This is a genomic window from Streptomyces sp. 12E (assembly GCF_055633275.1).
The window spans coordinates 194,474-217,961 of the sequence record NZ_JBVNCJ010000003.1 but is presented as its reverse complement, the minus strand read 5'-3'; the positions used below and the strand labels follow the sequence as shown (position 1 = coordinate 217,961).

Annotated in this window: 22 protein-coding genes and 1 pseudogene; 15 read left to right on the top strand and 8 right to left on the bottom strand. The window is 71.3% G+C overall.

The genetic code is table 11. The features are described 5' to 3' along the window. The first annotated feature begins 76 nt into the window (after nucleotides 1-76). Nucleotides 77-1,663, top strand: a complete 1,587-nt coding sequence (locus tag ACZ8ZB_RS35610) for a class I adenylate-forming enzyme family protein (RefSeq protein WP_470741925.1) — start codon at nucleotides 77-79, stop codon at nucleotides 1,661-1,663. Between the two features lie 121 nt (nucleotides 1,664-1,784). After that, on the top strand, nucleotides 1,785-2,795 hold the full coding sequence (locus ACZ8ZB_RS35605) for a methyltransferase (RefSeq protein ID WP_470741924.1): 1,011 nt from the start codon (nucleotides 1,785-1,787) through the stop codon (nucleotides 2,793-2,795). 181 nt (nucleotides 2,796-2,976) lie between these two features. Here the strand turns inward: ACZ8ZB_RS35605 and ACZ8ZB_RS35600 are convergent, their stop codons facing one another. Together ACZ8ZB_RS35600 and ACZ8ZB_RS35595 are read right to left on the bottom strand one after the other, a co-directional pair. After that, nucleotides 2,977-4,116, bottom strand: a complete 1,140-nt coding sequence (locus ACZ8ZB_RS35600) for a DegT/DnrJ/EryC1/StrS family aminotransferase (protein ID WP_470741923.1) — start codon at nucleotides 4,114-4,116, stop codon at nucleotides 2,977-2,979. A gap of 14 nt (nucleotides 4,117-4,130) precedes the next feature. After that, nucleotides 4,131-4,688, bottom strand: coding sequence for a cupin domain-containing protein (locus ACZ8ZB_RS35595; protein ID WP_470741922.1), 558 nt, complete (start codon nucleotides 4,686-4,688; stop codon nucleotides 4,131-4,133). Nucleotides 4,689-5,190: 502 nt separating this feature from the next. On the opposite strand from ACZ8ZB_RS35595, the gene ACZ8ZB_RS35590 reads away from it, so the two are divergent. Further along, complete coding sequence (locus ACZ8ZB_RS35590) at nucleotides 5,191-6,087, top strand: aromatic prenyltransferase (protein ID WP_470741921.1); 897 nt, start codon at nucleotides 5,191-5,193, stop codon at nucleotides 6,085-6,087. Between the two features lie 136 nt (nucleotides 6,088-6,223). Next, nucleotides 6,224-7,273 carry a methyltransferase gene (locus tag ACZ8ZB_RS35585; protein WP_470741920.1) on the top strand — a complete coding sequence of 350 codons (1,050 nt, stop codon included), beginning with the start codon at nucleotides 6,224-6,226 and terminating at the stop codon, nucleotides 7,271-7,273. 115 nt (nucleotides 7,274-7,388) lie between these two features. On the opposite strand, the gene sigJ is transcribed toward ACZ8ZB_RS35585, so the two are convergent. Both sigJ and ACZ8ZB_RS35575 read right to left on the bottom strand, forming a co-directional pair. Next, on the bottom strand, nucleotides 7,389-8,327 hold the full coding sequence (sigJ, locus tag ACZ8ZB_RS35580) for an RNA polymerase sigma factor SigJ (RefSeq protein ID WP_470741919.1): 939 nt from the start codon (nucleotides 8,325-8,327) through the stop codon (nucleotides 7,389-7,391). Between the two features lie 162 nt (nucleotides 8,328-8,489). Next, on the bottom strand, nucleotides 8,490-8,951 hold the full coding sequence (locus ACZ8ZB_RS35575) for a hypothetical protein (protein ID WP_470741918.1): 462 nt from the start codon (nucleotides 8,949-8,951) through the stop codon (nucleotides 8,490-8,492). A 402-nt stretch (nucleotides 8,952-9,353) separates the two neighbouring features. Between ACZ8ZB_RS35575 and ACZ8ZB_RS35570 the strand changes: the two genes are divergently transcribed. Further along, complete coding sequence (locus ACZ8ZB_RS35570; RefSeq protein WP_470741917.1) at nucleotides 9,354-10,943, top strand: prenyltransferase/squalene oxidase repeat-containing protein; 1,590 nt, start codon at nucleotides 9,354-9,356, stop codon at nucleotides 10,941-10,943. A gap of 45 nt (nucleotides 10,944-10,988) precedes the next feature. Further along, nucleotides 10,989-11,282 (top strand): annotated as a pseudogene (locus ACZ8ZB_RS35565) (methionine adenosyltransferase domain-containing protein); the annotation flags it as partial. Here the strand turns inward: ACZ8ZB_RS35565 and ACZ8ZB_RS35560 are convergent. Next, on the bottom strand, nucleotides 11,227-11,532 hold the full coding sequence (locus ACZ8ZB_RS35560; protein WP_470741916.1) for a 2Fe-2S iron-sulfur cluster-binding protein: 306 nt from the start codon (nucleotides 11,530-11,532) through the stop codon (nucleotides 11,227-11,229). The pseudogene ACZ8ZB_RS35565 and the gene ACZ8ZB_RS35560 sit on opposite strands and share 56 nt — an antisense overlap. A gap of 264 nt (nucleotides 11,533-11,796) precedes the next feature. Beyond that, nucleotides 11,797-12,726 (bottom strand): LysR family transcriptional regulator, encoded by a 930-nt coding sequence (locus ACZ8ZB_RS35555; RefSeq protein ID WP_470741915.1) that lies wholly within the window; start codon nucleotides 12,724-12,726, stop codon nucleotides 11,797-11,799. Between the two features lie 472 nt (nucleotides 12,727-13,198). On the opposite strand from ACZ8ZB_RS35555, the gene ACZ8ZB_RS35550 reads away from it, so the two are divergent. The 8 genes from ACZ8ZB_RS35550 to ACZ8ZB_RS35515 all read left to right on the top strand — a co-directional run bounded on the left by ACZ8ZB_RS35550 (nucleotide 13,199) and on the right by ACZ8ZB_RS35515 (nucleotide 20,662). Next, entirely contained in the window at nucleotides 13,199-14,095 is an 897-nt protein-coding gene (locus ACZ8ZB_RS35550; RefSeq protein WP_470741914.1) for an aromatic prenyltransferase, read from the top strand. Between the two features lie 158 nt (nucleotides 14,096-14,253). Further along, a complete protein-coding gene (locus ACZ8ZB_RS35545; RefSeq protein WP_470741913.1) occupies nucleotides 14,254-14,742 on the top strand; it encodes a PhzA/PhzB family protein in 489 nt (162 codons plus the stop codon). Nucleotides 14,743-14,804: 62 nt separating this feature from the next. Next, nucleotides 14,805-15,980 carry a 3-deoxy-7-phosphoheptulonate synthase gene (locus ACZ8ZB_RS35540; RefSeq protein ID WP_470741912.1) on the top strand — a complete coding sequence of 392 codons (1,176 nt, stop codon included), beginning with the start codon at nucleotides 14,805-14,807 and terminating at the stop codon, nucleotides 15,978-15,980. Between the two features lie 27 nt (nucleotides 15,981-16,007). Beyond that, nucleotides 16,008-16,631, top strand: coding sequence for an isochorismatase family protein (locus tag ACZ8ZB_RS35535; RefSeq protein ID WP_470741911.1), 624 nt, complete (start codon nucleotides 16,008-16,010; stop codon nucleotides 16,629-16,631). Further along, nucleotides 16,628-18,517, top strand: coding sequence for an anthranilate synthase family protein (locus ACZ8ZB_RS35530; protein WP_470741910.1), 1,890 nt, complete (start codon nucleotides 16,628-16,630; stop codon nucleotides 18,515-18,517). Before ACZ8ZB_RS35535 ends, ACZ8ZB_RS35530 begins: the two co-directional genes overlap by 4 nt. Before the next feature lie 64 nt (nucleotides 18,518-18,581). Next, nucleotides 18,582-19,430 carry a PhzF family phenazine biosynthesis isomerase gene (locus ACZ8ZB_RS35525; protein ID WP_470741909.1) on the top strand — a complete coding sequence of 283 codons (849 nt, stop codon included), beginning with the start codon at nucleotides 18,582-18,584 and terminating at the stop codon, nucleotides 19,428-19,430. Further along, a complete protein-coding gene (gene phzG / locus ACZ8ZB_RS35520; protein WP_470741908.1) occupies nucleotides 19,423-20,118 on the top strand; it encodes a phenazine biosynthesis FMN-dependent oxidase PhzG in 696 nt (231 codons plus the stop codon). Before ACZ8ZB_RS35525 ends, phzG begins: the two co-directional genes overlap by 8 nt. 37 nt (nucleotides 20,119-20,155) lie before the next feature. Next, nucleotides 20,156-20,662, top strand: coding sequence for a PhzA/PhzB family protein (locus ACZ8ZB_RS35515; protein ID WP_470741907.1), 507 nt, complete (start codon nucleotides 20,156-20,158; stop codon nucleotides 20,660-20,662). A gap of 79 nt (nucleotides 20,663-20,741) precedes the next feature. On the opposite strand, the gene wrbA is transcribed toward ACZ8ZB_RS35515, so the two are convergent. Beyond that, nucleotides 20,742-21,365 (bottom strand): NAD(P)H:quinone oxidoreductase, encoded by a 624-nt coding sequence (gene wrbA, locus ACZ8ZB_RS35510; protein WP_470741906.1) that lies wholly within the window; start codon nucleotides 21,363-21,365, stop codon nucleotides 20,742-20,744. 325 nt (nucleotides 21,366-21,690) lie between these two features. On the opposite strand from wrbA, the gene ACZ8ZB_RS35505 reads away from it, so the two are divergent. After that, a complete protein-coding gene (locus tag ACZ8ZB_RS35505; protein ID WP_470741905.1) occupies nucleotides 21,691-22,623 on the top strand; it encodes a sigma-70 family RNA polymerase sigma factor in 933 nt (310 codons plus the stop codon). Here the strand turns inward: ACZ8ZB_RS35505 and metF are convergent. Then, nucleotides 22,616-23,485, bottom strand: coding sequence for a methylenetetrahydrofolate reductase [NAD(P)H] (gene metF, locus ACZ8ZB_RS35500; RefSeq protein WP_470741904.1), 870 nt, complete (start codon nucleotides 23,483-23,485; stop codon nucleotides 22,616-22,618). The genes ACZ8ZB_RS35505 and metF overlap by 8 nt on opposite strands. Nucleotides 23,486-23,488: the final 3 nt, after the last annotated feature.

Sequence of the window (23,488 nt, the reverse complement as noted above, 5' to 3'; positions counted from 1 at the left end):
CAGAGGCGAGGGCGCTCAGCGGACCCGCACGACGTCCGCCCGATCCCGCAGTGCGCCTCCTAAGGAGACAGTCCCCATGAAGGGCTCCACAGCCTACGCATCGATACAGAAGCGCGGCCTTCATCTCGGTCTGCTGCCGGAGATGGCCGCGGCCGTGAACCCGTCGACGCCGATCACCCTGGACCACGATCTGGACGCCTTCCCCGAGGCGGGCCGGCGCCTGACGGTGGCCCGGTACGCCGAGTACGTCGACGACCTGGCGGCCCGGCTGCGGGCGGCCGGCGTCCGGTCCGACGAGCGCGTCGTGATCTACAAGACGGCCAACGCCGACCACTGGATGCTCGCCGCCGCGGTCTCCCGCATCGGCGCGGTCGTCGTGAACCTGTCGCCGGCCCTGGACGCCCGGACCGTGGGCGTCCTGCTCCGGCGGCTGGACCGGCCGGCCCTGCTCACCGACGGCGCCAAGCTCGACCTCCTGGACGGGCTGCCGCTTCGGGACCTCACCCGGCGGGTGATCACCTCGGCGGGCGACCGGCCCGGGACGGTGTCGCTGGCCGGGCTCGCCGACGCACCGCGGGTCAGGCCGGTGGTGCGGCCGATCGACGAGGCAGCCGTGATCACCCACACCTCGGGCACGACCGGGATCCCCAAGCTCGTGGTGCACACCCCCCGCACCCAGGGGCTGCGTCTCCTACCGCAGTGGCGCCTGCTCTCCCTCCTGCGGGGGAAGGGGACCTTCGCCATCCACGTGCCCTTCGTGCACTCGCGGATGGTCGCGGCGATGTCCCTCGCGCTGCTGAAGGCGCATCCGGTCCTGCTCATGCGGGAGCCCGCCCCCGCCGAGGTGGCCGAGCACTTCCTCGAGCACCGCCCGGTCCTCATCGAGGCGCTGCCCAACTCCCTGATGGAGTGGGAGGGGCTCGCGGACGACCCGCGGATGCCGTTCGCGTCGGTGAAGGTCTTCAGCAGCACCTTCGACGCGATCCACCCCGGGACGATGAGCAAGCTGCTGGGGGCGTCCACCCGGCCCGGCGCGCTGTTCTTCCAGATCTACGGGCAGAGCGAGGTCGGTCCGGCCGTCGGCCGCGCCTACTTCCGCCGCTCCGCCCACAAGGCGAACGGGCGCTGCGTCGGCTGGGCCATGCCCATGGGCGCCGCACGGATCCGCGTGGTGAGCCGGAACGGCAGTCCGCCCTCGGAGAAGAACCCGGGCTTCATCGAGGTGGCGTGGGACGGTCTGGCGAAGACGTACTTCGGTGAGCAGGAGCGCTACGACGCCCAGCGCGAGGGCGAGTGGTGGCGGACCGGGGACGTGGGGTACCGGACGCGGTTCGGCTGCCTGCACATGCTCGACCGGGAGGTCGACATGATCCCGGGGGTGCGCAGTTCGCTGGAGATCGAGGACGTGGTGCTCGGCCGGCTGGACGAGCTGACCGAGCTGGTGGTGGTGCAGGGGCCGGACTCCGAGCCGGTGCCGGTGATCTGCACCGTCGACGACAAGCCGGTGGACCCGGACCGCTGGCGCGCCGCAGCGGCCGACTTCCCCCAGCTCGCCGACCCCGTCCACATCCCGCGGGCCGAACTGCCCCGGACCGCCACGCTGAAGGTGCAGCGGCTGGAGCTGGCCCGCCGGTTCGAGCAGCGGCTGGAAGAGCGGGCGTGAGTTGTCCATGTCCTGCCGCTGTGGCGGTGGGGTTCATCTTTTCGGAAGAGGGGTTCTTGTGGTGACGCCAGAGGCGACGCTCGCGCGTTTTCGTGAGTACATGGTGGGTCCGTCGCGGTTCATGAGTCTGCTGTCGTGTTTCGAGCTCGGCATCATCGACCGGCTGCGGGAGAGTCCGGGGCTGGGTGCGGTGGAGCTGGGTGAGGCGGCGGGGGTGAAGCCGGACGCGGTGGAGCAGTTGCTGTTCTTGCTGGTGAAGGAGGGGTTCGTCGCGTTCGACGAGGAGCGCGGGGGGTATCGTCTGGACGCGCTCGGAGGCGTCGAGGAGAAGGATCTCCAGCGGGCGCTGCGGTACATGAACCTGATCAAGGTGACGGCGTTGCGGCAGTTGTTCTACCTGACGCAGAGCGCGCGCAGCGGTTCGGTGGTGGGTCTGCGGGAGCTGTACGGGGCCGAGGGGACGTTGTACGACGCGGTGGCCGAGCATCAGGATCTCAAGGATGCCTGGCTGGGGCTGATGAACACGGTGACGGCGAACATCGATCCGTGGTTCTTCGCTCAGGTGGACATCCCGGCCGGTGCGCGGGTGCTGGATCTGGCGGGCAACACCGGGCTGGGGGCGATTCACGCCTACCGGTACAAGGAGTCCGCGGGGCTGTCGGTGACGACGTTCGATCTGCCGGAGAAGCGGGAGGAGGCTCTGGCGAACTTCCGGGCGGAGGGGTTGCAGGAGCACCTGTCGTTCATCGGGGGGAACGTCTTCGACGGGGTTCCCGAGGGGTTCGACACCGTTCTGGTCAAGCACTTCCTGGACATGTTCGACCGGGACGACGTGCTGAGGATCCTGGCGGGTGTGCACAAGTCGCTGGAGCCGGGTGGGCAGGTGCATGTCCTGGTGCCGGTGTACCCGGAGGACATCAGGGACGCCGACAACTACAACGTGGACTTCTTCCCGGCCTTCTTCATCGGGTGCACGATGGGGCAGGGCGGTCCGCAGAAGCTGTCGGTGTATCAGCAGTGGCTGGAGGAGAGCGGGTTCAAGGTGACGAAGGCGGTCACCAAGGACGCCTCCGAGATCCCGCCGGACGTCATCCCCGTCCAGGCCGTCATCTCCGCCACGAAGACCGCGTAACCGGCCCGAGCCGTCCTTCCGGTGTGCCGCAGGCCCTCACCGGGCCTGCGGCACACGGACGCGAAGGGGCGGTGCGTGCGGGACGAGCCGGGGACGCACCCCGTGAGGTGACTCCCGGACCGCCCGACGCACCGCCGCGCGGGAACGCGGGACCGGCCCGGACCGTCCGGGCCGGCGTCCGTCACATCGGCCGGGCGGTGTGGGCGCGGATCGCGCCGCGCAGGGCGTCCGCGACGCGTTCGACCTGGTCCGTGCCGAGCTCGGCGTGCATGGGGATGGCGAGCTGGCGTTCGAAGAGGTCCGCCGACACCGGGCACGCCTGCTTCGACTCGAACGCGGGCTGCAGATGCGAGGCCCAGGTCCCGTGCCCGCAGCCGATGCCGCGGCCGCGCAGCTCGGCGGCGACCGCCGTGCGGTCCACGCTCCGGTCCAGCGTCACCAGGTACGACTGCCAGGTGTGGGTGCGGTCCGCGGGCACCCGGGGAAGCGTCAGCAGTTCCTCGTCGCCGAGGAGCTCGGCGTAGCGCGCGGCGACGGCGTCACGCCGCTCCAGGAGCTCGTCGAGCCGGTTCAGCTGCACCTGCAGGATCGCGGCGGCGATGTCGGACAGCTTGTAGTTGTAGCCGATCTCGGTGAACGTCGGGATCGGCAGGCCCACGACCTGTGCCTGGTCGAAGATGCTGGTGATGCCGAAGGCCGACCGCAGACGGACGTGCTCCGCGATCGCCGGGTCGGAGGTCAGCAGCGCTCCGCCCTCACCGCTCGTGGCGCCCTTGCGCCCGTGGAAGGACAGGCAGGCCACCGGGGCCAGCGCGCCCGCCGGCCGCCCCTGGTAGGTCGCGCCGACCGCGCAGGCGGCGTCCTCGATGACGAACAGGCCGTGGCGCTCGGCCAGGGCGTTCAGTTCCGTGTAGTCGGCGGGCAGGCCGACCGTGTCCACCGCGATGACGCCCACCGTCCGCGGGGTGATGAGATCCGCCACCGCCTGCGGATCCACCGTGCCGGTGTCGGCGCGGACATCGGCGAAGACCGGTGTCGCGTCGAGGTACCGCACCGCATGGGCCGGAGCGGGGAACGAGTAGTCGGCGACGATCACCTCGTCGCCCGGCTCGACACCCAGCGCCAGCAGCGCGAGGTGGAGCGCGACGCCGCAGTTGCTCAGCGCGACGACGCCGTCCACGCCGAAGCGCCCGGCGAGCTGGGCCTCCAGCGCCTTGCCCCGGGGGCCCTGGCCGGCCGGCCAGCCCGAGGCGAACACCTCGGCGACGGCCGCCAGCTCCTGCTCGCCCAGGCTCGCGTGCACCAGGGGAATTCCGTCCATGGTGGCCATCTCCGTCACACTCCATGCTCTGTCGTCGGCCGGGAAGAAGTCAGGGTGGGGGGCTCGTAGCGGAGCGGCGTGATCTGGCTGACGTCGTACCGACGGCGCATCCGCTCGACGGCCTCGGGATCCACCGGACCGCCGGACGCCCAGATCTCCGCGATCTCCTCGAAGTAGAACTCGTGGTACGGCGACGGATAGCACTGGAACAGCATGCGGGCCGGTTCGTCCGACGCGTTCCGGAAGGCGTGCGGGGTGCCCGGGGGAACGAACATGAAGGCGCCCTCGGTCGCCCTGACCGCCTTGTCCCCGTCGGGGGACTGCCAGTCGTGCCAGGAATTCTCGGTCCGCCGGGTGGGCTCGAACGCGAGGATCTGCAATTCCCCTTCCAGGACGTAGAAGAACTCCTGGGAATCCTTGTGGACGTGTGCTCCGACATCGAAACCGGGCGGTACGACCACCTCGAACACCGATATGACGGAGCCTTGCTCCTTGGTGGCCTTGAACGTCACTTCCTGGGCCTTCGTGATCAGTTTTCGCCCCTGGCCGGGCGGGACGATGAGACCAGTCATCCGATATGCTTCCTTTCCGCGCTGAATACCGCCCAGAGAAGGGCGCCTGCGATCTCTCGCGGTGAACACCGAGAGGTGGAGCGGAGGGGAGGGCGGCGCGTGCGAGGGCAGCGGACGAGGAGGGAACCTGCGGCCGTGCGCGCAGCGTGTCGCGAGCCGGACCGGTGCGCCGAACGCGGACGCGGTCCTGAATGAGCCGACGGATGCGGCAGTCAACTCACCGTGCCACAAGGGATTTCGGGCAGGGGAGAGGTGCGGTAAGCGTGACATGGGACGAACCCGCACGCCAAGATCCCCATAAAGTGACGTAAGTCACTCACCCCGGCCACCAGTGCTTCTCCAACCCGACTCGAGTCGCGGCGCACATGATGCGGCTCGAACGGCCTGAACTCGCCGCCGTGGACACCGGAACCGATGGTGCGCCGCCGGGAGTCCGTCGTCATCAAGGGGAGCCATCGCCTCGTCGAGCACGGGGGCGGGGAACGCGACACATGGAGGCGCGGTGTCCGGAGAGAACGACATCGAATCTTTGTATTCGACCATGAAGGAAGCGGCCGGACTCGTGGGGGTGACCTGCTCGCGCGACAAGGCCTGGCCGGTCCTCACCGCCTTTCGGGAAGTGATCGACTCCACCGTCGTCTTCAACATCGTGACCAGCGGAGGACACATCAAGGACGTCTCCTTCGACTTCACGATGCCGCCGAGTGCCGGGAATCCCTACGACATCGCCCTGGCGCACGGCCTCGTCGAAGAGACGAGCCATCCGATACGCGCTCTCTTCCCGGACCTCCGGAAGCGGTTCCCCGTCTCCGCCTACGGCGTCGACTACGGCATCTCACGCGGCTTCAACAAGGCGTACATCGTCTTCCCGCTGGGCGGCTTCCGGGAACTCGCCGGGCTCGCCGACGTCCCGTCCATGCCGGTCGGCCTGCGGGAGCACATGAGCACGTTCGTCGAGTACGGCCTGGACGGCAAGGTGTCGGCCATCGCGATCGACTACGCGCACAGGACGTGGAACGTGTACTTCAACGGACTCGGCGCCGAACAGGTCGAACGTGGGGCCGTGCTGTCGATGGTCCGCGCGTTCGGGCTGCCGGAGCCGAGCGGGCGGCTGCTCGACTTCATCGGGACCTCGTCGGCGGTGTACCCCACCTTCGGCTGGGATTCCTCGAGGGTCGAGCGGATCAGCTTCTCCGTGAGGACCACGAACCCGGCGGAACTCCCCTCCCGCGCCGAGCCGGTGCTCGAGAAATTCGCCAGGAGCGTGCCGCACGCCTACGAAGGCGACCGGGTGCTCGTCTACGCCGGCGCGCTGTCCTCCACCGAGGAGTACTACAAGCTCGCGTCCTACTACCGGATGACCTCCGAAACGCAGGCCCGCGTCAAACCGGCGAACTGACGTCCGGGCCGTCCCGTCCTCGTGCGGCGCTCGAGCGGAACTCGAACGGCCGGACAGAGGGTGAAGGTCCGTACAGGGTCTCGTGCACCCACCACCCACCCTCGGCCTCCGGCCGCATGAGAGAGGGAGTTGATCGATGTCAGTCGCTCACCGCGCGGGCGAAGCGGTTCCGTCGGATTCCGGCACCGGGCGGGAACCGGGCGACCTGCTCGACCTCGCCCTGGGTTACCTGTACTCGACGGCTCTGCACAGCGCCGCACGTTTCGGTATCGCCGATCACCTGGTGGACGGCCCCCGCACGGCCGGGGAGCTGGCCGAGGCGACGGGGGCCCACGCGCCGCACCTGTACCGGCTCCTGAGGTTCCTGGCCACCAAGGGAGTCTTCCGCGAGGACGAGGCGGGCCGGTTCCACCTCACCCCGCTCGCACAGCCGCTGCGCACCGACGCGAAGGGGTCGATGCGCGACACCGTCCTGGTGTACAGCGAGGCCCCCTTCTGGGAGCCGGCGGGCCGTCTGCACGAAGCGGTGCGCACCGGCACGACCGCTTTCGAGACGCAGTACGGCACCCCCTTCTACGACTACGTCGCCACCCACCAGGACTTCGGCGCCGCCTTCAACGCGAGCATGGCGGCGGCCTCCGAGGCGCTCAGCAACGACATCGCCGAGGCCATCGACTTCTCACGGGCCAAGAGCATCGTCGACGTGGGCGGCGGACGCGGCGGCCTGCTGCGCTCCGTCCTGCGGCGCAACCCGCACATGACGGGCGTCCTGTTCGACCTGGAGAACGTGGTGGCCGGGCACGTCCTCGACACCCCGGACCTGGCCGGCCGCTGGAAGGCCGAGGCCGGGGACTTCTTCGTCTCCGTGCCGTCCGGCGCCGACGTCTACGTCCTCAAGCACGTACTGGCCAGCTGGACGGACGAGCAGTGCGTGAGCATCCTGCGCACCTGCCGCGCCGCCATGCCCGCGCACGCGCGGCTGCTGGTCGCCAACCCCATGATCCCGGCGGGCAACGAGCCGCACTTCGGCAAGACGGTCGACATGCTGATGATGACCGTCCTCAACGGAAGGAACCGCACCCGCGCGGAGTACGAGGGACTGCTCACGGAGGCGGGATTCGAGACCGTGCGGTTCCTGGACCCCTCACCGCACGCGTCGGTGGCCGAGGCGGCCGTGGCCCGCTGAGAGCCGGGCGGACACCGGGAGACCCGGACCGGGCCGTCCCCGGGGGAGCGGGACGGACCCGGCCCCCACCGGTACGACGACGCAGCCCCCCGTGATGTGAGGCGGGCCGCCCGGGTCAGCCCTGCGGCTCCGTCCTCCACCGGCGCAGCTTCTCGGGGTTGCGCATGACCCACAGGTGGGTGACCCGGTCGTCGGTCGCCTCCAGCGCCATCACGCTCACGATGACGCCGTCCTGCTGGATCACGAGCCCCGGCCGACCGTTGACCATGCGCTCCAGGATGGTCAGGTCGGGCATCCTCTGGAGGAGGGCCACGAGACCGCTCGCGATCTGCCGGGCGCCCTCCAGGGAGCGGGCCCCGGCCTCGACGAGTCCGCCGGTGTCGGCGACCGACACGGCGTTGGGGTCGAGGAAACCGACGAGGGCGTCGATGTCCATGGACTCCCAGGCCTGCTTGAAGTTCCGCACGACATCGGTCTGCCGGTTGGCGGGCCGGGTCGGGGTCTGTGCGTCGCGGATGCGGCGGCGCGCCGACGTGGCCAGCTGACGGCAGGCCGCCGGTGTCCGGCCGACGATGTCGGCGATGTCGTTGAAGGGATAGCGGAAGACGTCGTGCAGCACGAACGCGACGCGCTCGGCCGGGGTGAGTGATTCCAGGACGACGAGGAAGGCCATGCTGACCGACTCGTCGAGAGTGATCCGGTCGGCGGGATCGGTGGCGGTGTCCGCCGGCCGGACGGTGGCCCACTCCGTGCGATCGGGCACGGGTTCGGGGATCCACTCGCCCACGTAGCTCTCGCGGCGCACCCGCGCCGAGCCGAGCAGGTCCAGGCAGATGCGGCTGGCGACCTTGTTCAGCCAGGCCCCCGGGGACACGATGGCCTCCCGCTGCGCGGGCGTCATGGCGTACCAGCGGACGTACGTGTCCTGCACGACGTCCTCCGCGTCGGCCAGCGATCCCAGCAGCCGGTAGGCCAGATTGATCAGCTGGCGCCGCTCGTTCATGACCGCGTCCAGGTCCGGATCGAGCTGGTCGTCTTCCTGCGGGGAGCTCATGGTGTCGGGGTCTCCTCGGATCACTTCTGTCACTGGTCATGACGAGACGGCGCGGCCGGCTGTGAGGTCGTGCGTACCCGTCGTTTCCCGAACGGCGCCGGGCGGTCACGGCGGCGCCCCGCCGTGACCGCGAACGCCGGCGGCGCCCGCGCGCCGGCAGGCTCAGGCGGACGGGGACGGGGCCGCCACGCGGAGCGTGAACGCGCGCAGGACGAGCGCCGTCTCCATCGCGCACAGCGCCACACCGAGGGTGACGTGGGCGGCGAGCGAGCCGTTCAGACCCAGTCCGGTCTGGGCGAAGGTGGCCACCAGGATGCCTATGGTCGCCTTCAGCGGCCAGGTCAGCCAGCGGTTGCGGCGCCACAGCAGGAAGGCGGCCACGACCTGGAGGAACACCAGGAACTCGAAGGCGTAGGCGTTGTGCCCGTGCGGGTCGATCGAGTCGACGTCGCCGTTCATCAGCATCCCGGCCAGCAGACCCTGCACCAGGGTCTGGAGCAGGGCGAGGGCCGCCACGACCCGCAGCAGGACAACCGTTCCACGACCGTCCACCGTCCGGTCCGTCATGACCGCCGTGCCCGCCCCGGCGTGGGAGGGCGCACCCTCGGAAGAGGTGTCGTGCATCGAGATCCCCATTTCTCTTCTGAACTACTGAGCTTCCAGCACACTTGACTGACGACGTGGCCACCCGGTTTGTGAGCCGGCGTCCGTCGGCGTGTGCCGCGTCGGCTTTCGGACACCCCTTGGCCCGGTGACGTCGGCCGTGTCACACTGTCGGCACATTCCCCCTGCCCGGATTCCGCCGAGCGGTGGTCGAGGTTCTCCTCCCACCGTGCTCGGCGTTCTTTTTTCTCCCCGACGCGCGCGAGGTCCGTCCGGGACCGGGCGACGCGGGCGGGGACGGGCCTGCTGTGTGCGCCCGCCCCTGGAACGAACCGCCCTCCCCCTCCGCGCCCGGCAACCCCGGCACGGGCTGCCGCACGGGCAGCCGTGTGTTGCGTTCGGACGTCCGAAAGGAAACTGAGCATGAGTGATCGTCTGGTTGGCTCCGTGGGCGGCCCCGCCCTGCAGCCGCCGGCAGCGAGCGGTGACGGGCAGCGGTCCGGAGCCGCGGCGGTACGCGACCGTGTGGCGCGCCACCTGGCCGTGCAGGTGGACGGCGAGGGCGCCGTCAAGGACCGGTGCGCGGGCCGGATCATCGAGTCCGCGCTGCTGCTGCTTCTGCTGCGCAAGGAGCGCGCGCTGCCCCGTGCGCAGAAGGAACTGCAGGACTACCTCCAGCGGGCCCGGCCCAACGGCGCCCTGGAACGGGTGGTCGCCGACGCGCTGCTCGGCCGGCCCTGCGACACCGCCGACGTGCTGGACCTCGGGAGGTCCCGGCACGGCACCGGTGCGCGCAAGCGGCTCCTGCTGGAGACCATTCTGAGCCTGTGCGGCCTGCTGCCGGACGGCGCGCGCCCCGATCCGGGCAGCATCGGCCCGCGGCCGCAGGCGGTGTGGACGGAGCTGACCCTGTGCGCGGCCACCATCCTCCACGCGCACGACGACGAGGGAGCGGGACAGCCCGGAAACGCCACGCACCAGCGGGACGTGCTCGAGTACCGGGATCTGCTGGTGCGCCGGCTGGCCGCCTTCCCCGCGGGGCGGGTGTGGGAGGGAAACGCGCTGGCCCACCTGGTGGCACTGCACGCACTGCACACCTTCCGGCCCGGCTGCGAACTGATGCGCGAGGGGATCGAGGCGCTGGTCCGGCTGCGCGGCCGGGACGGTGGCGTGCCGTTCGTCGACGGGCAGGAGGTCTTCGTGACCGCCCTCGCCGGAGTGGCCCTCGCCCCCGTGCCGGGACACGCGCAGCTCGTGTCGCGGATGGGGGAGTACATCGCCTCCCGCCAGCACGCCGACGGCGGCTGGGGCTACAACGAGACCACGACCCAGACCGACGTCGACGACACCGCCCGGTGCGTGGAGTTCCTGCGGACACTCGACGAGACGCGGTTCCGGCACGGCATCGAGGGAGGCGAGGCGTATCTGCGCGCCCGGGCGAACGAGGAGGGCGGCTTTCCCACCTATCTGCGGGGCCACCCCTGGGACCTCGACATGACGGCGGGAGCCGTCATCGCCCTGCCCTGGAGCCGCCACGCGGACCTGCTCGGCCCCGCGGCCGAGATACTCATCGGCGCCCAGCACGAGGACGGGAGTTTTGAACCGGGCTGGTCGCTGAGCGTCTCGAGCGTCACCCTGCGCGTCCTGGACGCCCTGTCCCGCGTCCCCGCGTCGGAAGAGGTTCTGCGCCGGCGCGCCGACGCGTGCACGGCCAGGGCCGTGGCCTTCCTCCAGCAGGCCCAGGCGAGCGACGGCGGGTGGGGACACGGCCCGGGGAAGGACAGCGATGTGCTGTCCACCGCACAGGCCCTGTGCGCGCTCGCCCGCCACGCCCCGGGGGTCGACCTGGCCAAGCCCCTCGCCTACCTGGAGGACCAGCAGCACCCCGACGGCGGATTCACCTCGATCCCCGACCAGGCGGGCCCGCGTCCCCTGCCCTTCGACTTTCCCGTACTGGCCGACGTGCACGTCCTGACGGCGCTCAACCGCCTGGTCGCGAGCGGCGTCGCCTGATCCGTCCTTGTCCTGCCGCTGTGGCGGTGGGGTCCGACGGGTGACGCGGGCCCGGCCGCGCGCTGCGAGGCGCGGGTGGCGTACGCGATCGGCAAGGCCGAGCCGGTCGGGCTGTCAGCGGAGACGTCCGGCACCGTCCCGGTGCCGGTGAACCGCGTCCAGGCGGCCGTCACCGAGGGGTTCGACCTGCGCCCGGCCGCGATCACCCGCGGTCTCGACCTGCTCCGCCCGATCCACGCCCGGACCGCCGCGTACGGCCACTTCGGCCGTGAGCTGCCCGAGTTCACCCGGGAGAGGACCGACCGGGCGAACGCGTCGCGCGCGGCGGCCGGCCGGTGAGCGTGGCGCCCCGGCCCGCACCGGCGGGCCGGCGCGGGCGGGCGGTGAGGTCGAGCATGCCGTCCTCGGCCGGCTCGGCGGGCGCCGGTGCGCCGAGCCGGGCATCGTCGGCATGGACGTGGCAGGTGGCGCACTGCGTGGTGCCGCCGCACCCGGCGACGATGCCCACGACGTCGTCGAGGACGGCGCCGCGCATGACGCTCGTACCGACGGGGACGTCGATCTCGCGTTCGGTCCCATCGACGGCCACGTACGTGATCTCGGGTATGACGGAACTCCTCGAGGGCGATCGGCCGTGTGCCGGAGACACGCCACGGCACGGAAACCGGTCGAGTGATCAGGAGACGTGGGATGCGCCGCCCCGGCCGGCCGGGGACGCGACACCCCCGCCGACGTGCCCTGGCACCACGACCGTTCGGACACGCGACGTCCAGCGGCAGGTGGGTACGGCAGCCGGTGGGAACGTACCAGACCGGGTCGCCGCCGCACCAGGGCCGCTCCGGCCGGGACGGCTCTAGGCGGGAGGAAGGGCGCGCTCGGGGCGCGGGCCGGGCGGACGGTGTGCCATGAAGGGCCTGCCGATGATGAACTCCCTGAATTTCAGGGCTGCTTCGGACAGGTACGCGTCGCGGCCCTGCACGAGCGTGAGCACCCGGTGGCAGTCGGGCGCGTCCAGGTGGACCCAGGCGACCGGGACGCTCGTCTCCGTACCGGCCTGGCGGGACATCGCGGGGATGAGGCCGATGCCGAGCCCGACGCTGATCATGTCCTGGCTGGCGGCCGGTTCGTCACCCTCGCAGGACAGCCGGGGGGTGAGCCCTTCGGCCGCGAACAGCCGGTCGAGGAGGGCGCGCTGCCAGTGGCCGGGCCGGGTGGTGACGAAGGGCTCGTCGGCGATCTCGGGGATCGTCACGCTCTCCCGGCCGTCGAGCCAGTGTCCGCGCGGTACCGCGAGCAGCACCTCCTCCCGGGCGAGCTCCACGCACTCCAGGGCCGTGCCGGTCAGTGGCTGCGAGGCGACGCAGAAGTCGACCTCGCCGGCGCGCAGCTGGCGGCTCATCTCGCGTGCGTTCGACTGGAAGAGCCGCACGTCGGCCCGGGGGTGGGCGGCGCGGAAACTGCCGAGGACAGGGGTGATCGTCAGAAGGGTCTCGGAGGCGACGCAGACCCGGCCGAGCCCCGTGTCACGGGCGTCGCGCAGCGCTCTGCGGCCGTCGTCGAGTTCGCGCAGGGCGCGGTCGACGTGGCGCAGGAACACCGCGCCGTACTGGTTCAGCCGGACACGGCGGCCCCGCCGGTCGAAGAGCGGGGTGCCGAGGTCGGCCTCCAGACGGGCGATGGTGCGGCTGAGCGCGGGCTGGGCGACGTGCAGCTCCTCCGCGGCGCGGCTGATGTGCTCGTACCGGGCGACGGCCTGGAAGTAGCGCAACTGCAGGAGATCCACCGCTCACCTCCGGTGATGCCTTCGGAGGCATCATCACATGACGGAAAAGGTCTTGGAACCGCATGAGCGGTACGCCCTAGGGTCTTCGGCGGGGCCACCGCACAGGTGGCGGGCACGGGGCCCGGCAGCTGCACACGCGAGGCGGGCGCCCCGGTCGTCGCACCGGTCCGGCACACCGTCAGCGGACCGGCGCCAGGACCGTCGGTTGCGTGATCCAGGTCACTCCGGGAGCCCCTTGGTGCGGAGGCGCCGCCTGTGTCACGCTTTCTGCACGCCCTCCCTGCCCGAAAACTCCCGGGCGGCAGCGAGTCGGCAGATTCTCTCACTCCCGCTTTCCGGCATCCGTGCCGTGCTGCTCGGTGTCCTGGCCGCCTTCACGGCGCCCGAACCGGGCACGCCCGCACCAGAGGTGCACGAGGCAGCTGTCCTGTCCTCACCCCGTCGGACACCGCGACTGATCCGTGGAGGAAGCATGCCAGAAGCTCGGACATCGGAGTTCTACTCGGTCACCGAGGAGACGTCCCGGATGATGGGCGTCCCCCTCTCGCACGACAAGGTCTGGCCCATCCTGACGGCGTACGAGCATGTGATGGCGCCCGCCGTCATCTCCTTCCGGACCCAGACCGGTCCCCGGGGGGCGGGAGACCTCGACTGCCGCTGGACGATGCTTCCCAAGGACCTCGACCCCTACGCGGTCGCGCTGTCCAACGGCTTGGCCACGCGGACGGGTCATGCCGTCGACCGACTGTCGGCGGAGATCCACCGGGCCTTCCCGGTCGGCGGTTACGGTTTCGACTTCGGCGTCGTCGGCGGCTTCAAGAAGACCTGGACCTTCTTCCCCGTGCCGACACCGCAGCCGGCGGCCGAGCTCGCCGAGCTGGCGTCGATGCCGCGGAGCGTCGCCGACAACCTCGCCTTCTTCGAGCGGTACGGCGTGGCCGACATCGTGAACACGGTCGGCATCGACTACCCGAAGCGGACGGTGAACCTGTACTTCAACCCGTCCTCGCCCGAGTTCTTCCGGCCGGAGGCGCTCCGGGCGTTGCTGAGCGAGGCGGGGCTGCCCGAACCGAGCGAGGGGCTGCTGCGCTTCTGCGAGCAGGCCTTCTGCATGTACACCACTCTGAGCTGGGAATCCTCGGCCATCGAGCGGATCACCTTCTCCGTGAAGACGAAGGACCCGCTGGGGCTTCCCCTGGAGATCGGCCCGGGCATCGAGAAGCTCGTGAAGAACGCCCCGTACCCCGCCGGCGAGCAGTACGTCTACGGCGTCTCGGTGACCCCCGAGGGCGAGTCGCACAAGATCCAGTCGTACTACCAGTGGCACACCCGGGTGGAGGCCATGCTGACAGCCGTCGACGCCGGCTAGCACGGCGTCCCCCGGCCTCGCCTCGGCCGGCCGCGACCGGCGGCCGGCCGCGCATCCGGTGAATGCGCCGAGGTCCGTTCACTTCACCGTCAAGCGGTCCCGTCACCGGGGCCGCTTTCGTCATGCGTTCAGTCACTCGAGAACACAGAGGAGCCGTTGTGTCCGAAAGCGCCGTCCCCCAGGGATTCACCGACCACGCGGAACTGCGCCGCAGCAACCGCGCCGTCGTCGAGCAGTACATGAACACCAAGGGTCAGGACCGGCTGCGGCGGCACGAGCTGTTCACCGAGGACGGCAGCGGCGGTCTGTGGACCACCGACACCGGCGCCCCCATCGTGATCAAGGGCAAGGACCGTCTTGCCGACCACGCCGTCTGGTCACTGGAGTGTTTCCCCGACTGGGAGTGGTACAACATCACGATCTTCGAGACCCAGGACCCCGACCGGTTCTGGGTGGAGTGCGACGGCCACGGGAAGATCCGCTTCGGCGACTACCCCGAGGGCTACTACGAGAACCACTTCCTGCACTCGTTCGAGTTCGAGAACGGGAAGATCAAGCGACAGCGCGAATTCATGAACCCCTTCGAGCAGCTGCGGGCGCTCGGCATTCCCGTCCCGGAGATCAAGCGCAAGGGAATCCCCACCTGAAAGGCCCGCCACCTGAACGGCACGACGTCGTCTGCGGATCGGAGTACGTCATGAAAGATGTCGTGAGAGACGTCGTACGGGACATTCGTCTCCGGGAGGCGATGCAGCAGCCCGAATGGAGCGACCTCTCCCAGCTGAGCAGGGTGAGCCAGGCACTGGCCGCACGCCCCACCCTCGTACGGCCCGACGACGTGGCCACGATGCGGACCCTGCTCGGCAAGGTGGCGCTCGGCGACGCCATGGTGGTGCAGGCGGGCGACTGCGCCGAGGACCCGCGGGAGTGCACCCCCCACCACGTGGCACGCAAGGCCGCGGTGCTCGACCTGCTCGCCGGAGCCCTCGGTCTGGTCACCGGCAGGCCCGTGCTGCGCGCGGGGCGCATCGCGGGACAGTTCGCCAAGCCCCGCTCGAAGGACACCGAGGTCGTCGACGGCGCCACCCTGCCTTCCTTCCGGGGCCACATGGTCAACGGTCCGGAACCGGACCGCGAGAGCCGCCGCGCCGACCCCCTGCGCATCCTCACGGGATACATGGCCGCCAACGACATCGTCGGTCATCTGGGCTGGAGCGAACGCGCCGCGGGACGCGACGTCGTGGAACCCCTGGTCTGGACGAGCCACGAGGCGCTGCTCCTCGACTACGAGATCCCCATGCTCCGCATCGACGAGCAGGGGCGGCTGTTCCTGGGCTCGACCCACTGGCCGTGGATCGGTGAGCGCACCCGCCAGGTCGACGGCGCCCACGTCGCCCTGCTCTCCCAGGTGAGCAATCCGGTGGCGTGCAAGGTCGGTCCCACCATGGAGCCGGACGAGCTGCTGGCGCTGTGCGAGCGGCTCGACCCGTGGCGGGACCCCGGCAAACTCACCCTCATCGCACGGATGGGGGCCGACCGCGTCACCGAACGGCTTCCGCGCCTCGTCGAGGCCGTGCACGATGCGGGCCACCCCGTCATCTGGCTCACCGACCCCATGCACGGCAACACCGTGACGGCGCCCGGCGGCCACAAGGCGCGCCTCGTGGAGACCGTCGCCCTGGAGGTCTCGCGGTTCGTGGCGGCCGTGCGCGGCGCCGGCGGCGTCCCCGGCGGGCTGCACCTGGAGACCACACCGGACGACGTCACCGAATGCGCCACCACCCGGGCCGACCTGGACTTCGTGGGTGAGCGCTACACCTCGTTCTGCGATCCCCGCCTCACTCCGTGGCAGGCCGTCTCCGTGATCTCGTCCTGGACCGCCTGAGCCACCTGCCGAGCAGGAACAGGAGCCATGACCGGTATACCTTCCATCTCCGCGTACCCGCTTCCCTCCGAGGGTGACCTGCCGTCGGCCGTCGTGTCCTGGAAGGCCGAACCCGACCGGTCGGTCCTTCTGGTCCACGACATGCAGCGGTACTTCCTCAAGCCGTTCCCCGAAGACCTGCGCAACGCCCTGGTCCGCAACGCGGCGCGGCTGCGCGAGCAGTGCGTCCGGCTCGGCATGCCGGTCGCCTACACCGCCCAGCCGGGCGGCATGACCGACGAGGAGCGCGGTCTGCTCAAGGACTTCTGGGGTCCGGGCATGCGTCCCGCACCCGAGGACCGCCAGGTCGTCGACGCGCTCGCCCCGGCGGAACACGACTGGCTGCTCACCAAGTGGCGCTACAGCGCCTTCTTCAGGACCGACCTGCTGCAGCGGATGCGCGCCACCGGCCGCGACCAGCTCGTCCTGTGCGGGGTCTACGCCCACGTCGGCGTGCTGGCCACCGCCGTCGACGCCTTCACCCACGACATCCGGCCGTTCCTCGTCGCCGACGCCACCGCCGACTTCTCGGCGGACCACCACCACCAGGCACTCGCCTACGCCGCCGGGCGCTGCGCCCGAGTCACCACGGTCAAGGGGCTGTTCGCATGACACGTGCCGATCTGCTCGACCAGGTGCTGAACACACCGTCACGGCCGTACGCCCTGCTGTACCGGCCCGGGACCGACCCCGGCGCCGTCGAGGTCCTGACGGGCGAGGTCTCCCTGCCCGCGACCCTGGCCGACATCCCCCTGCCGCCGGTCCCGGACCCCGGCGCACATCACGAGGTCCTCGTCGTCGTCCCCTACCGGCAGCTGGCCGAGCGCGGCTTCGCCTGCGCCGACGACGGGACGCCGCTGGTGGCGATGACCGTCACCGGCCAGCAGCGGCTGCCTCTCGACGAGGCGCTGACCCGGATCCCCGACGTGCCGACGACGCTGGCCGGCGGCGGCTTCGACGTCGACGACGAGGCGTACGAGGAGGTGGTGCGCCGCATCGTCAAGGAGATGATCGGCACCGGGGAGGGCGCGAACTTCGTCATCAAGCGCACCTTCGTCGCCGACATCACGGACTACGGGCCGCCGAGCGCCCCCGCGCTGTTCCGCCGGCTCCTCAAGGGCGAGTCCGGTGCCCACTGGACGTTCCTGATCCACACCGGCACCCGGACCCTGGTCGGCGCCTCGCCCGAGCGGCACGTCAGCCTCCAAGGCGGCACGGCCGTCATGAACCCCATCAGCGGCACGTACCGCTACCCGCTGTCGGGTCCCTCCCTCTCGGGCGTCCTGGAGTTCCTCGGCGACCGGAAGGAGACCGACGAGCTCTACATGGTCCTCGACGAGGAACTCAAGATGATGGCCCGGATCTGCCCGGCGGGCGGCCGTGTCGTGGGCCCTTACCTCAAGGAGATGGCCCGGGTCGCGCACACCGAGTACTTCATCGAGGGGCACACCGGCCGCGACGTGCGCGACATCCTGCGCGAGACCATGTTCGCGCCCACGGTCACCGGCAGTCCGCTGGAGAGCGCCTGCCGCACCATCGCCCGGTTCGAGCCGGGCGGCCGCGAGTACTACAGCGGCGCCGCCGCGCTCATCGGCCGTGACGACGCGGGCGAGCGCGTCATGGACTCGGCGATCCTGATCCGTACCGCCGACATCGGGACCGACGGACGCATCGGCATCGGCGTGGGCGCCACCATCGTCCGCCACTCCGACCCCGCCTCGGAGGCCGCGGAGACCCGCGCCAAGGCGGCCGCGCTCGTCGCCGCCCTGGACGGGGGCGGGCGGGAGCGCTTCGCCGACCACCCCGGCGTACGCCGGGCCCTGCGGGCGCGCAACGACGCCATCGCCGGTTTCTGGCTCTCCGACGCCGCGGCGCGCGCGTCGGCATGGCCGGAACTGGCCGGACGCGACGTCCTGGTGGTGGACGCGGAGGACACCTTCACCTCCATGCTCGACCAGCAACTGCGCGCGCTGGGCCTGCGGGTGACGGTCCGGCGGTTCGACGAGGAGTACGCCTTCGAGGGGCACGACCTGGTCGTGATGGGGCCGGGCCCGGGCGACCCGCAGGAGACCGGGCACCCCAAGATGCGCCATCTGCACACGGCGGTCGGCGCCCTGCTGCGCGCCCGCCGTCCCTTTCTCGCCGTATGCCTCAGCCACCAGGTCCTCGGCCTCGGGCTCGGCCTGCCGCTGCGCCGCAGGGCGGTGCCCAACCAGGGCGTGCAGAAGGAGATCGACCTGTTCGGCGCCGCCGAACGCGTCGGCTTCTACAACACCTTCGCCCTGGTCGGGGAGAGCGACGAGTTCACCGCCGACGGTCTGGGCCCGGTCCGGGTCAGCCGGGACCCGGCCACCGGGGAGGTCCACGCCCTGCGCGGTCCCCGGTTCGCCTCGATGCAGTTCCACCCCGAGTCGGTGCTCACCCAGGACGGACCGCGCATCGTGGGCACCACCCTGGCCGGCCTTCTCGCCCCGGACCGCACCCCTGATCCGGCCTGACCGGAGGCACCGCCGGGCCGGCCGCCCTCCGTTCGCCCCGGCACGGCCGCGCCCCCTTGGAAACGTGGGAGAACAGATGCACCAGTACGTCGTCGTCGACGCGTTCGCCCGGAAGCCGCTCACCGGCAACCCGGTCGCGGTGTTCTTCGCGAGCGACGACCTGACCCCCGAGCAGATGCAGCGCATCGCCCGGGAGATGAACCTCTCGGAGTCCACTTTCGTGCTCCGGCCCAGCCAGGGCGCGGACGCCCATGTGCGGATCTTCACCCCGGTCAACGAGCTCCCCTTCGCCGGGCACCCGTTGCTGGGCACGGCCATCGCCCTGGGCACCCGCACCGACGCCGACCGGCTGCGGATCGAGACCGCCATGGGGGTCATCCCCGTCGAGCTGGAACGCGTGGACGGAAAGGCCGTCGCCGCCCGCATGCGCCAGCCGGTGCCCGTGTGGCAACCCTTCGACCGCGCCGACGAACTCCTCGAGGCGCTCGGCGTCGGCGGGTCGACGCTCCCGGTGGAGATCTACCGCAACGGCCCGCGCCACGTCCTCGTCGGCTTCGAGAGCGTCGAGGCGCTGTCGAAGGTGGATCCCGACCACCGCGCCCTGGCCCGGTTCCCCGACATGGCGACCAACTGCTTCGCCGGGGAGGGCACCCGGTGGCGCAACCGCATGTTCTCACCCGCGTACGGAGTCATGGAGGACGCCGCCACCGGCTCCGCCGCCGGGCCCATCGCCATCCACCTCGCCCGCCACGGCCTGAGCGCCTACGGCCGGCACATCGAGATCACCCAGGGCGTCGAGATCGGCCGTCCCTCCCCCATGGGCGCGCGCGTACACGGGGAGGGCGACCGGGTCGACTCCGTCGAGGTCGAGGGCCACGGCGTCGTCACGATCGAAGGAGTGCTCCATGTCTGACCTGTCAACGGGGAACGGAACGCCCGGGAAGGCCGCCGGCCGGGGCAGCACGCGTTCGGAGACCCTCACCACGACCGTCGAGCTGGACTTCCCCGAGTTCCTCGTGCCGTCCCCCGAGCCGATGGCGCTGCTGGCCTCGTGGCTGGAGGGCAGCACCGCCCACGGCGTGCGCGAACCGCGCGCCCTCGCCCTGGCCACCGCCGACGCCCGGGGCCGCACCTCGTCGCGCATCGTGGCGGTCAACGCGGTCACGGACGCCGGTCTCGTCTTCATCACCCACGCCGGCAGCCGGAAGGGCCGGGAACTGGCCGAGAACCCGTGGGCCTCCGGCGTCCTGTACTGGCGCGAGACCAGCCGGCAGATCACGCTGGCGGGCCCTGTGCGCCTGCTGCCCCGGGCCGAGGCCGAGGCCCTGTGGTTCGCGCGGCCCGTCTTCACCCACCCGATGACCTCCGTCTCCCGGCAGAGCGAGCCGCTGGCCGACCTCGACGAGTTCGAAGAGCTGCGCGCCAGGGCCCTGGAGCTGAGCGTCCCGGAGCGGCCGCTGCCGTGCCCCGAGACGTTCGTGGCCTACCGGCTCGAACCCGCCTCCGTGGAGTTCTGGGCCAACGGCACCGACCGGCTGCACGAGCGACTGCGCTACGACCGCGTCGGCGACGGCTGGCGGATCAGCCGGCTCCAGCCGTGACCCGCGCATCCACCCCACCGGCCCACCGGGAGGCACCATGACACCGTCCCCGTCCACCCGATCCGGCGGCTCCGCCGCGGTGTTCACCGACCACCACGACCTGCGGGCCCGCAACCGGCGGGCCGTGGAGCGGTACATGGAGACCGGCGCCGAGGCACGGCTGAGCCGCTACACCCTCTACACCGAGGACGGCACCGCGTCCCTGTTCTACACCGACATCGGCCGGCCCATCGTCGTCAGGGGCCGCGAGAAGCTGAAGCGGCACGGCGAGCTGTCCCTGAAGGTGCTGCCCGACTGGCGGTGGACCGACGTGCACCTCTACGAGACGCAGGACCCGGCGGTCATCTGGGTCGAGTGCGAAGGCGAGGGAACGATCCGCTTCCCCGGCTATCCCGAGGGCCGCTACCGCAACCACTTCATCCACGGCTTCACGCTCGGCGACGGCCGGATCGTCGCCAGCCGGGAGTACACCAACCCCATCGAGCACATGCGGTCGCTCGGCATCGGGACCCCCCGCATCCAGCGGGACTGGATCCCCAGCTGACCCCGGCCGCCGTACCCGGGGGTTCCCGGCCGCCGGGGGCCGGGAACCCGCGCGGCCGGTGCCCGGCGGGGGAGCGGCGTCACTGCGCGGCGCGGCCCTTCTTCAGGGCCGCCGCGGTGTCGGTGACGCGCCGTGCCTGGTGGCGGGCCGCCTGGAGGGTCTCCTGGCCGGGGGCCGTCTGCCGCCCGGGGACGCCGGCGACGTGGGAGACGCCGTACGGGTTGCCGACCTGGAACTGGACGGGGTCGGTGTAGCCGGGGGGCACGATGATGCCGCCCCAGTGGTAGAAGGTGTTGGAGAGGGCGAGGATGGTGGACTCCTGCCCGCCGTGGAGGGTGTTGCTGACGGTGAAGGCGGAGTAGACCTTCCCCGCGAGCCGGCCCTGCACCCACAGCGGGCCCGTGGTGTCGAGGAAGGCGCGGAGCTGACTGGCGGGGTTGCCGAACCGGGTGGGCGTGCCCAGGAGGACGGCGTCGGCCCAGTCGAGGTCGTCGAGACCGGCCTCGGTGACGTCCGGGTGCTCCTCGCGGTACCGGGCCCAGGCGGGGTTGGCGTCGATGGCCCGGGCGGGGGCCGTCTCGGCGACGCGGCGGACCCGGACGGTCGCACCGGCCTTCTCGGCGCCCTCGGCGGCGGCGTGCGCGAGGGTGTGCACATGGCCGGTCGCGCTGTAGTAGATGATCGCGACGTTCACGGATTCCACGACGGGTGCTGTCCTCTCTTCATGGATGCTCGTCCGCCTCGCACTCGAGGCCTGCTGGAGCCGTACTCGATGTTCCGTACGCCGCACGGGACTCGCTGGTCAGCCGCTCCTAGAGTGACGGACGCGAACCCCGGCACACCCTTCCGTCTCCGTCCCTCCGCAGGCGGGCCCGCCTGCGGAGGGACGGAGAAGCGGCAAGGGGAGACCGAGGGCCCGGGCGGCCGGGCCTCCTGACGGGGGAACAGGTGGTGCTCGGTCTCCGTCTGTTCGACGACGCAGGCCGCCGTGATGTGAGGTGAGGGGGGACGAGGGAGATGGCGACACCATGAGCACGCGGCCCGAGCCGGGTGACGCCCCGCTCAGTCCGGCGCTCCCCGTCCTGGTGGAGGAACGTCCCCGGCTGATCAATCTCGCCTACCGGTTCCTCGGCTCCCTGGCCGACGCCGAGGACGTCGTGCAGGAGACGTACGCCCGCTGGTACGCCATGTCGCACGAGCAGCGGGAGGCCATCGTCTCCCCCGAGGGCTGGCTGACCAGGGTCGCCGGCCGCATCTGCCTGGACCTGCTCGGCTCCGCCCGGGCCCGGCGGGAGAACTGCGTGGGCGAATGGCCCCCGGAGCCGCTGCCGGACCGTACGGAGTGGGTCGGGGGGCGGTCCGGCGGCACCGAGGATCCCGCCGACCGGATCACCCTCGACGAGTCGGTCGGCATGGCCTTCCTCGTCGTGCTCGAATCGCTGACGCCGGCCGAGCGCGTCGCGTTCGTCCTGCACGACGTCTTCCGCTACCCCTTCGCGGAAGTGGCGGAGATCGTCGGCCGTACGCCGGCGGCCTGCCGGCAGCTGGCGTCCTCGGCCCGCCGCCGCATTCGCGCCCGGCAGCCTCCCGCGACCGCGACAGCGCGACGGGCGGAGGTGGTCAGTGGCTTTTGGCAGGCGTGGGAGGCCAAGGACATCAAGACCCTCATCGGTCTTCTCGACCCCGAGGTCATGGCGGTCGCCGACAGCGGCGGCATCGTCGACGCCGGACTGCGCCCCGCCCGGGGCGGCGAGAGGATCGCCGGGGCCCTGATCGGCCTCCTCGACCGGATGTCCGGCCTGACGATCGTGGAGCGCGGCGTCAACGGCCGGCCCGGTCCGGTGGTGCGGCACCACGGGGTCACCGTCACCGTGCCGGAGTTCGAGGCGGCCGGCGACCGCGTCCAGCACGTCCGGGCCGTGCGCAACCCGGAGAGACTCCGGCCGTGGACGGTCAGCTGACCGGGCTCGCGGAGCCCACCACGTTGCGGTGGATGTCGAGGGCGGCGGTGGACCGGTTGAGCGTGATGTAGTGCAGACCGGGTGCGCCCTCCGCGAGCAGCCGCCGCGCCATGGCGGTGGCGTGCTCGACCCCGATCGCGTACGCGTCACCGGGCCGGTCGCGGGCGGCGTCGAGACGGTGGGCGAGGTCCTCGGGGAACGCCGCGTCGGAGAGCTCGGCGAACCGGCGGATCTGCCGGACGTCGGTGGCCGGCATGATCTCCGGGATGATCGGGACCGCGCAGCCCGCGCCCGCGACCCGGTCGCGCAGCCGCAGGTAGTCCTCCACGTCGAAGAACATCTGGGTGATGGCGTAGTCGGCGCCCGCCCGGCACTTGGCGACGAAGTGCCGGATGTCGCTGTCCCAGTCGGGCGAGCGCGGGTGCATCTCCGGGAAGGCCGCCACGCCGACCGTGAAGTCGCCCAGTGAACGCACCAGTTCGACCAGCTGGTACGCGTACCTGAAGCCCTCGGGGTGCGGCTCCCACGGCCCCTTGGGGTCGCCGGGCGGATCACCGCGCAGGACGAGCACGTCGCGTACGCCCGCGTCCGCGTACTGGCCGATGATCCTCCGCAGTTCGGCCACCGAGTGCCCGACGGCGGTCAGGTGCGCGACCGGGCGCAGCGTCGTCTCCGACACGAGGCGCTTGGTGACCTCGACGGTGCGGTGCCGCGAGGAGCCGCCCGCGCCGTACGTGACGGACACGAAGTCGGGGGCGAGCGGTTCGACACGCCGGACCGCCCGCCACAGGCTCCGCTCGCCCTCGGCGGTCCTGGGCGGGAAGAACTCGAACGACAACGACGGCGCCGCCGTCCCCGTCACTGG

Coding starts and splice junctions, on each gene's coding strand:
- ACZ8ZB_RS35505 (WP_470741905.1), top strand. CDS start 21,691: ATGAGCACGCGGCCCGAGCCGGGTGACGCCCCGCTCAGTCCGGCGCTC.
- ACZ8ZB_RS35530 (WP_470741910.1), top strand. CDS start 16,628: ATGACACGTGCCGATCTGCTCGACCAGGTGCTGAACACACCGTCACGG.
- ACZ8ZB_RS35515 (WP_470741907.1), top strand. CDS start 20,156: ATGACACCGTCCCCGTCCACCCGATCCGGCGGCTCCGCCGCGGTGTTC.
- ACZ8ZB_RS35535 (WP_470741911.1), top strand. CDS start 16,008: ATGACCGGTATACCTTCCATCTCCGCGTACCCGCTTCCCTCCGAGGGT.
- sigJ (WP_470741919.1), bottom strand. CDS start 8,327: ATGAGCTCCCCGCAGGAAGACGACCAGCTCGATCCGGACCTGGACGCG.
- ACZ8ZB_RS35585 (WP_470741920.1), top strand. CDS start 6,224: ATGTCAGTCGCTCACCGCGCGGGCGAAGCGGTTCCGTCGGATTCCGGC.
- ACZ8ZB_RS35550 (WP_470741914.1), top strand. CDS start 13,199: ATGCCAGAAGCTCGGACATCGGAGTTCTACTCGGTCACCGAGGAGACG.
- ACZ8ZB_RS35610 (WP_470741925.1), top strand. CDS start 77: ATGAAGGGCTCCACAGCCTACGCATCGATACAGAAGCGCGGCCTTCAT.
- ACZ8ZB_RS35605 (WP_470741924.1), top strand. CDS start 1,785: ATGAGTCTGCTGTCGTGTTTCGAGCTCGGCATCATCGACCGGCTGCGG.
- phzG (WP_470741908.1), top strand. CDS start 19,423: ATGTCTGACCTGTCAACGGGGAACGGAACGCCCGGGAAGGCCGCCGGC.
- ACZ8ZB_RS35575 (WP_470741918.1), bottom strand. CDS start 8,951: ATGCACGACACCTCTTCCGAGGGTGCGCCCTCCCACGCCGGGGCGGGC.
- ACZ8ZB_RS35600 (WP_470741923.1), bottom strand. CDS start 4,116: ATGGACGGAATTCCCCTGGTGCACGCGAGCCTGGGCGAGCAGGAGCTG.
- ACZ8ZB_RS35570 (WP_470741917.1), top strand. CDS start 9,354: ATGAGTGATCGTCTGGTTGGCTCCGTGGGCGGCCCCGCCCTGCAGCCG.
- ACZ8ZB_RS35595 (WP_470741922.1), bottom strand. CDS start 4,688: ATGACTGGTCTCATCGTCCCGCCCGGCCAGGGGCGAAAACTGATCACG.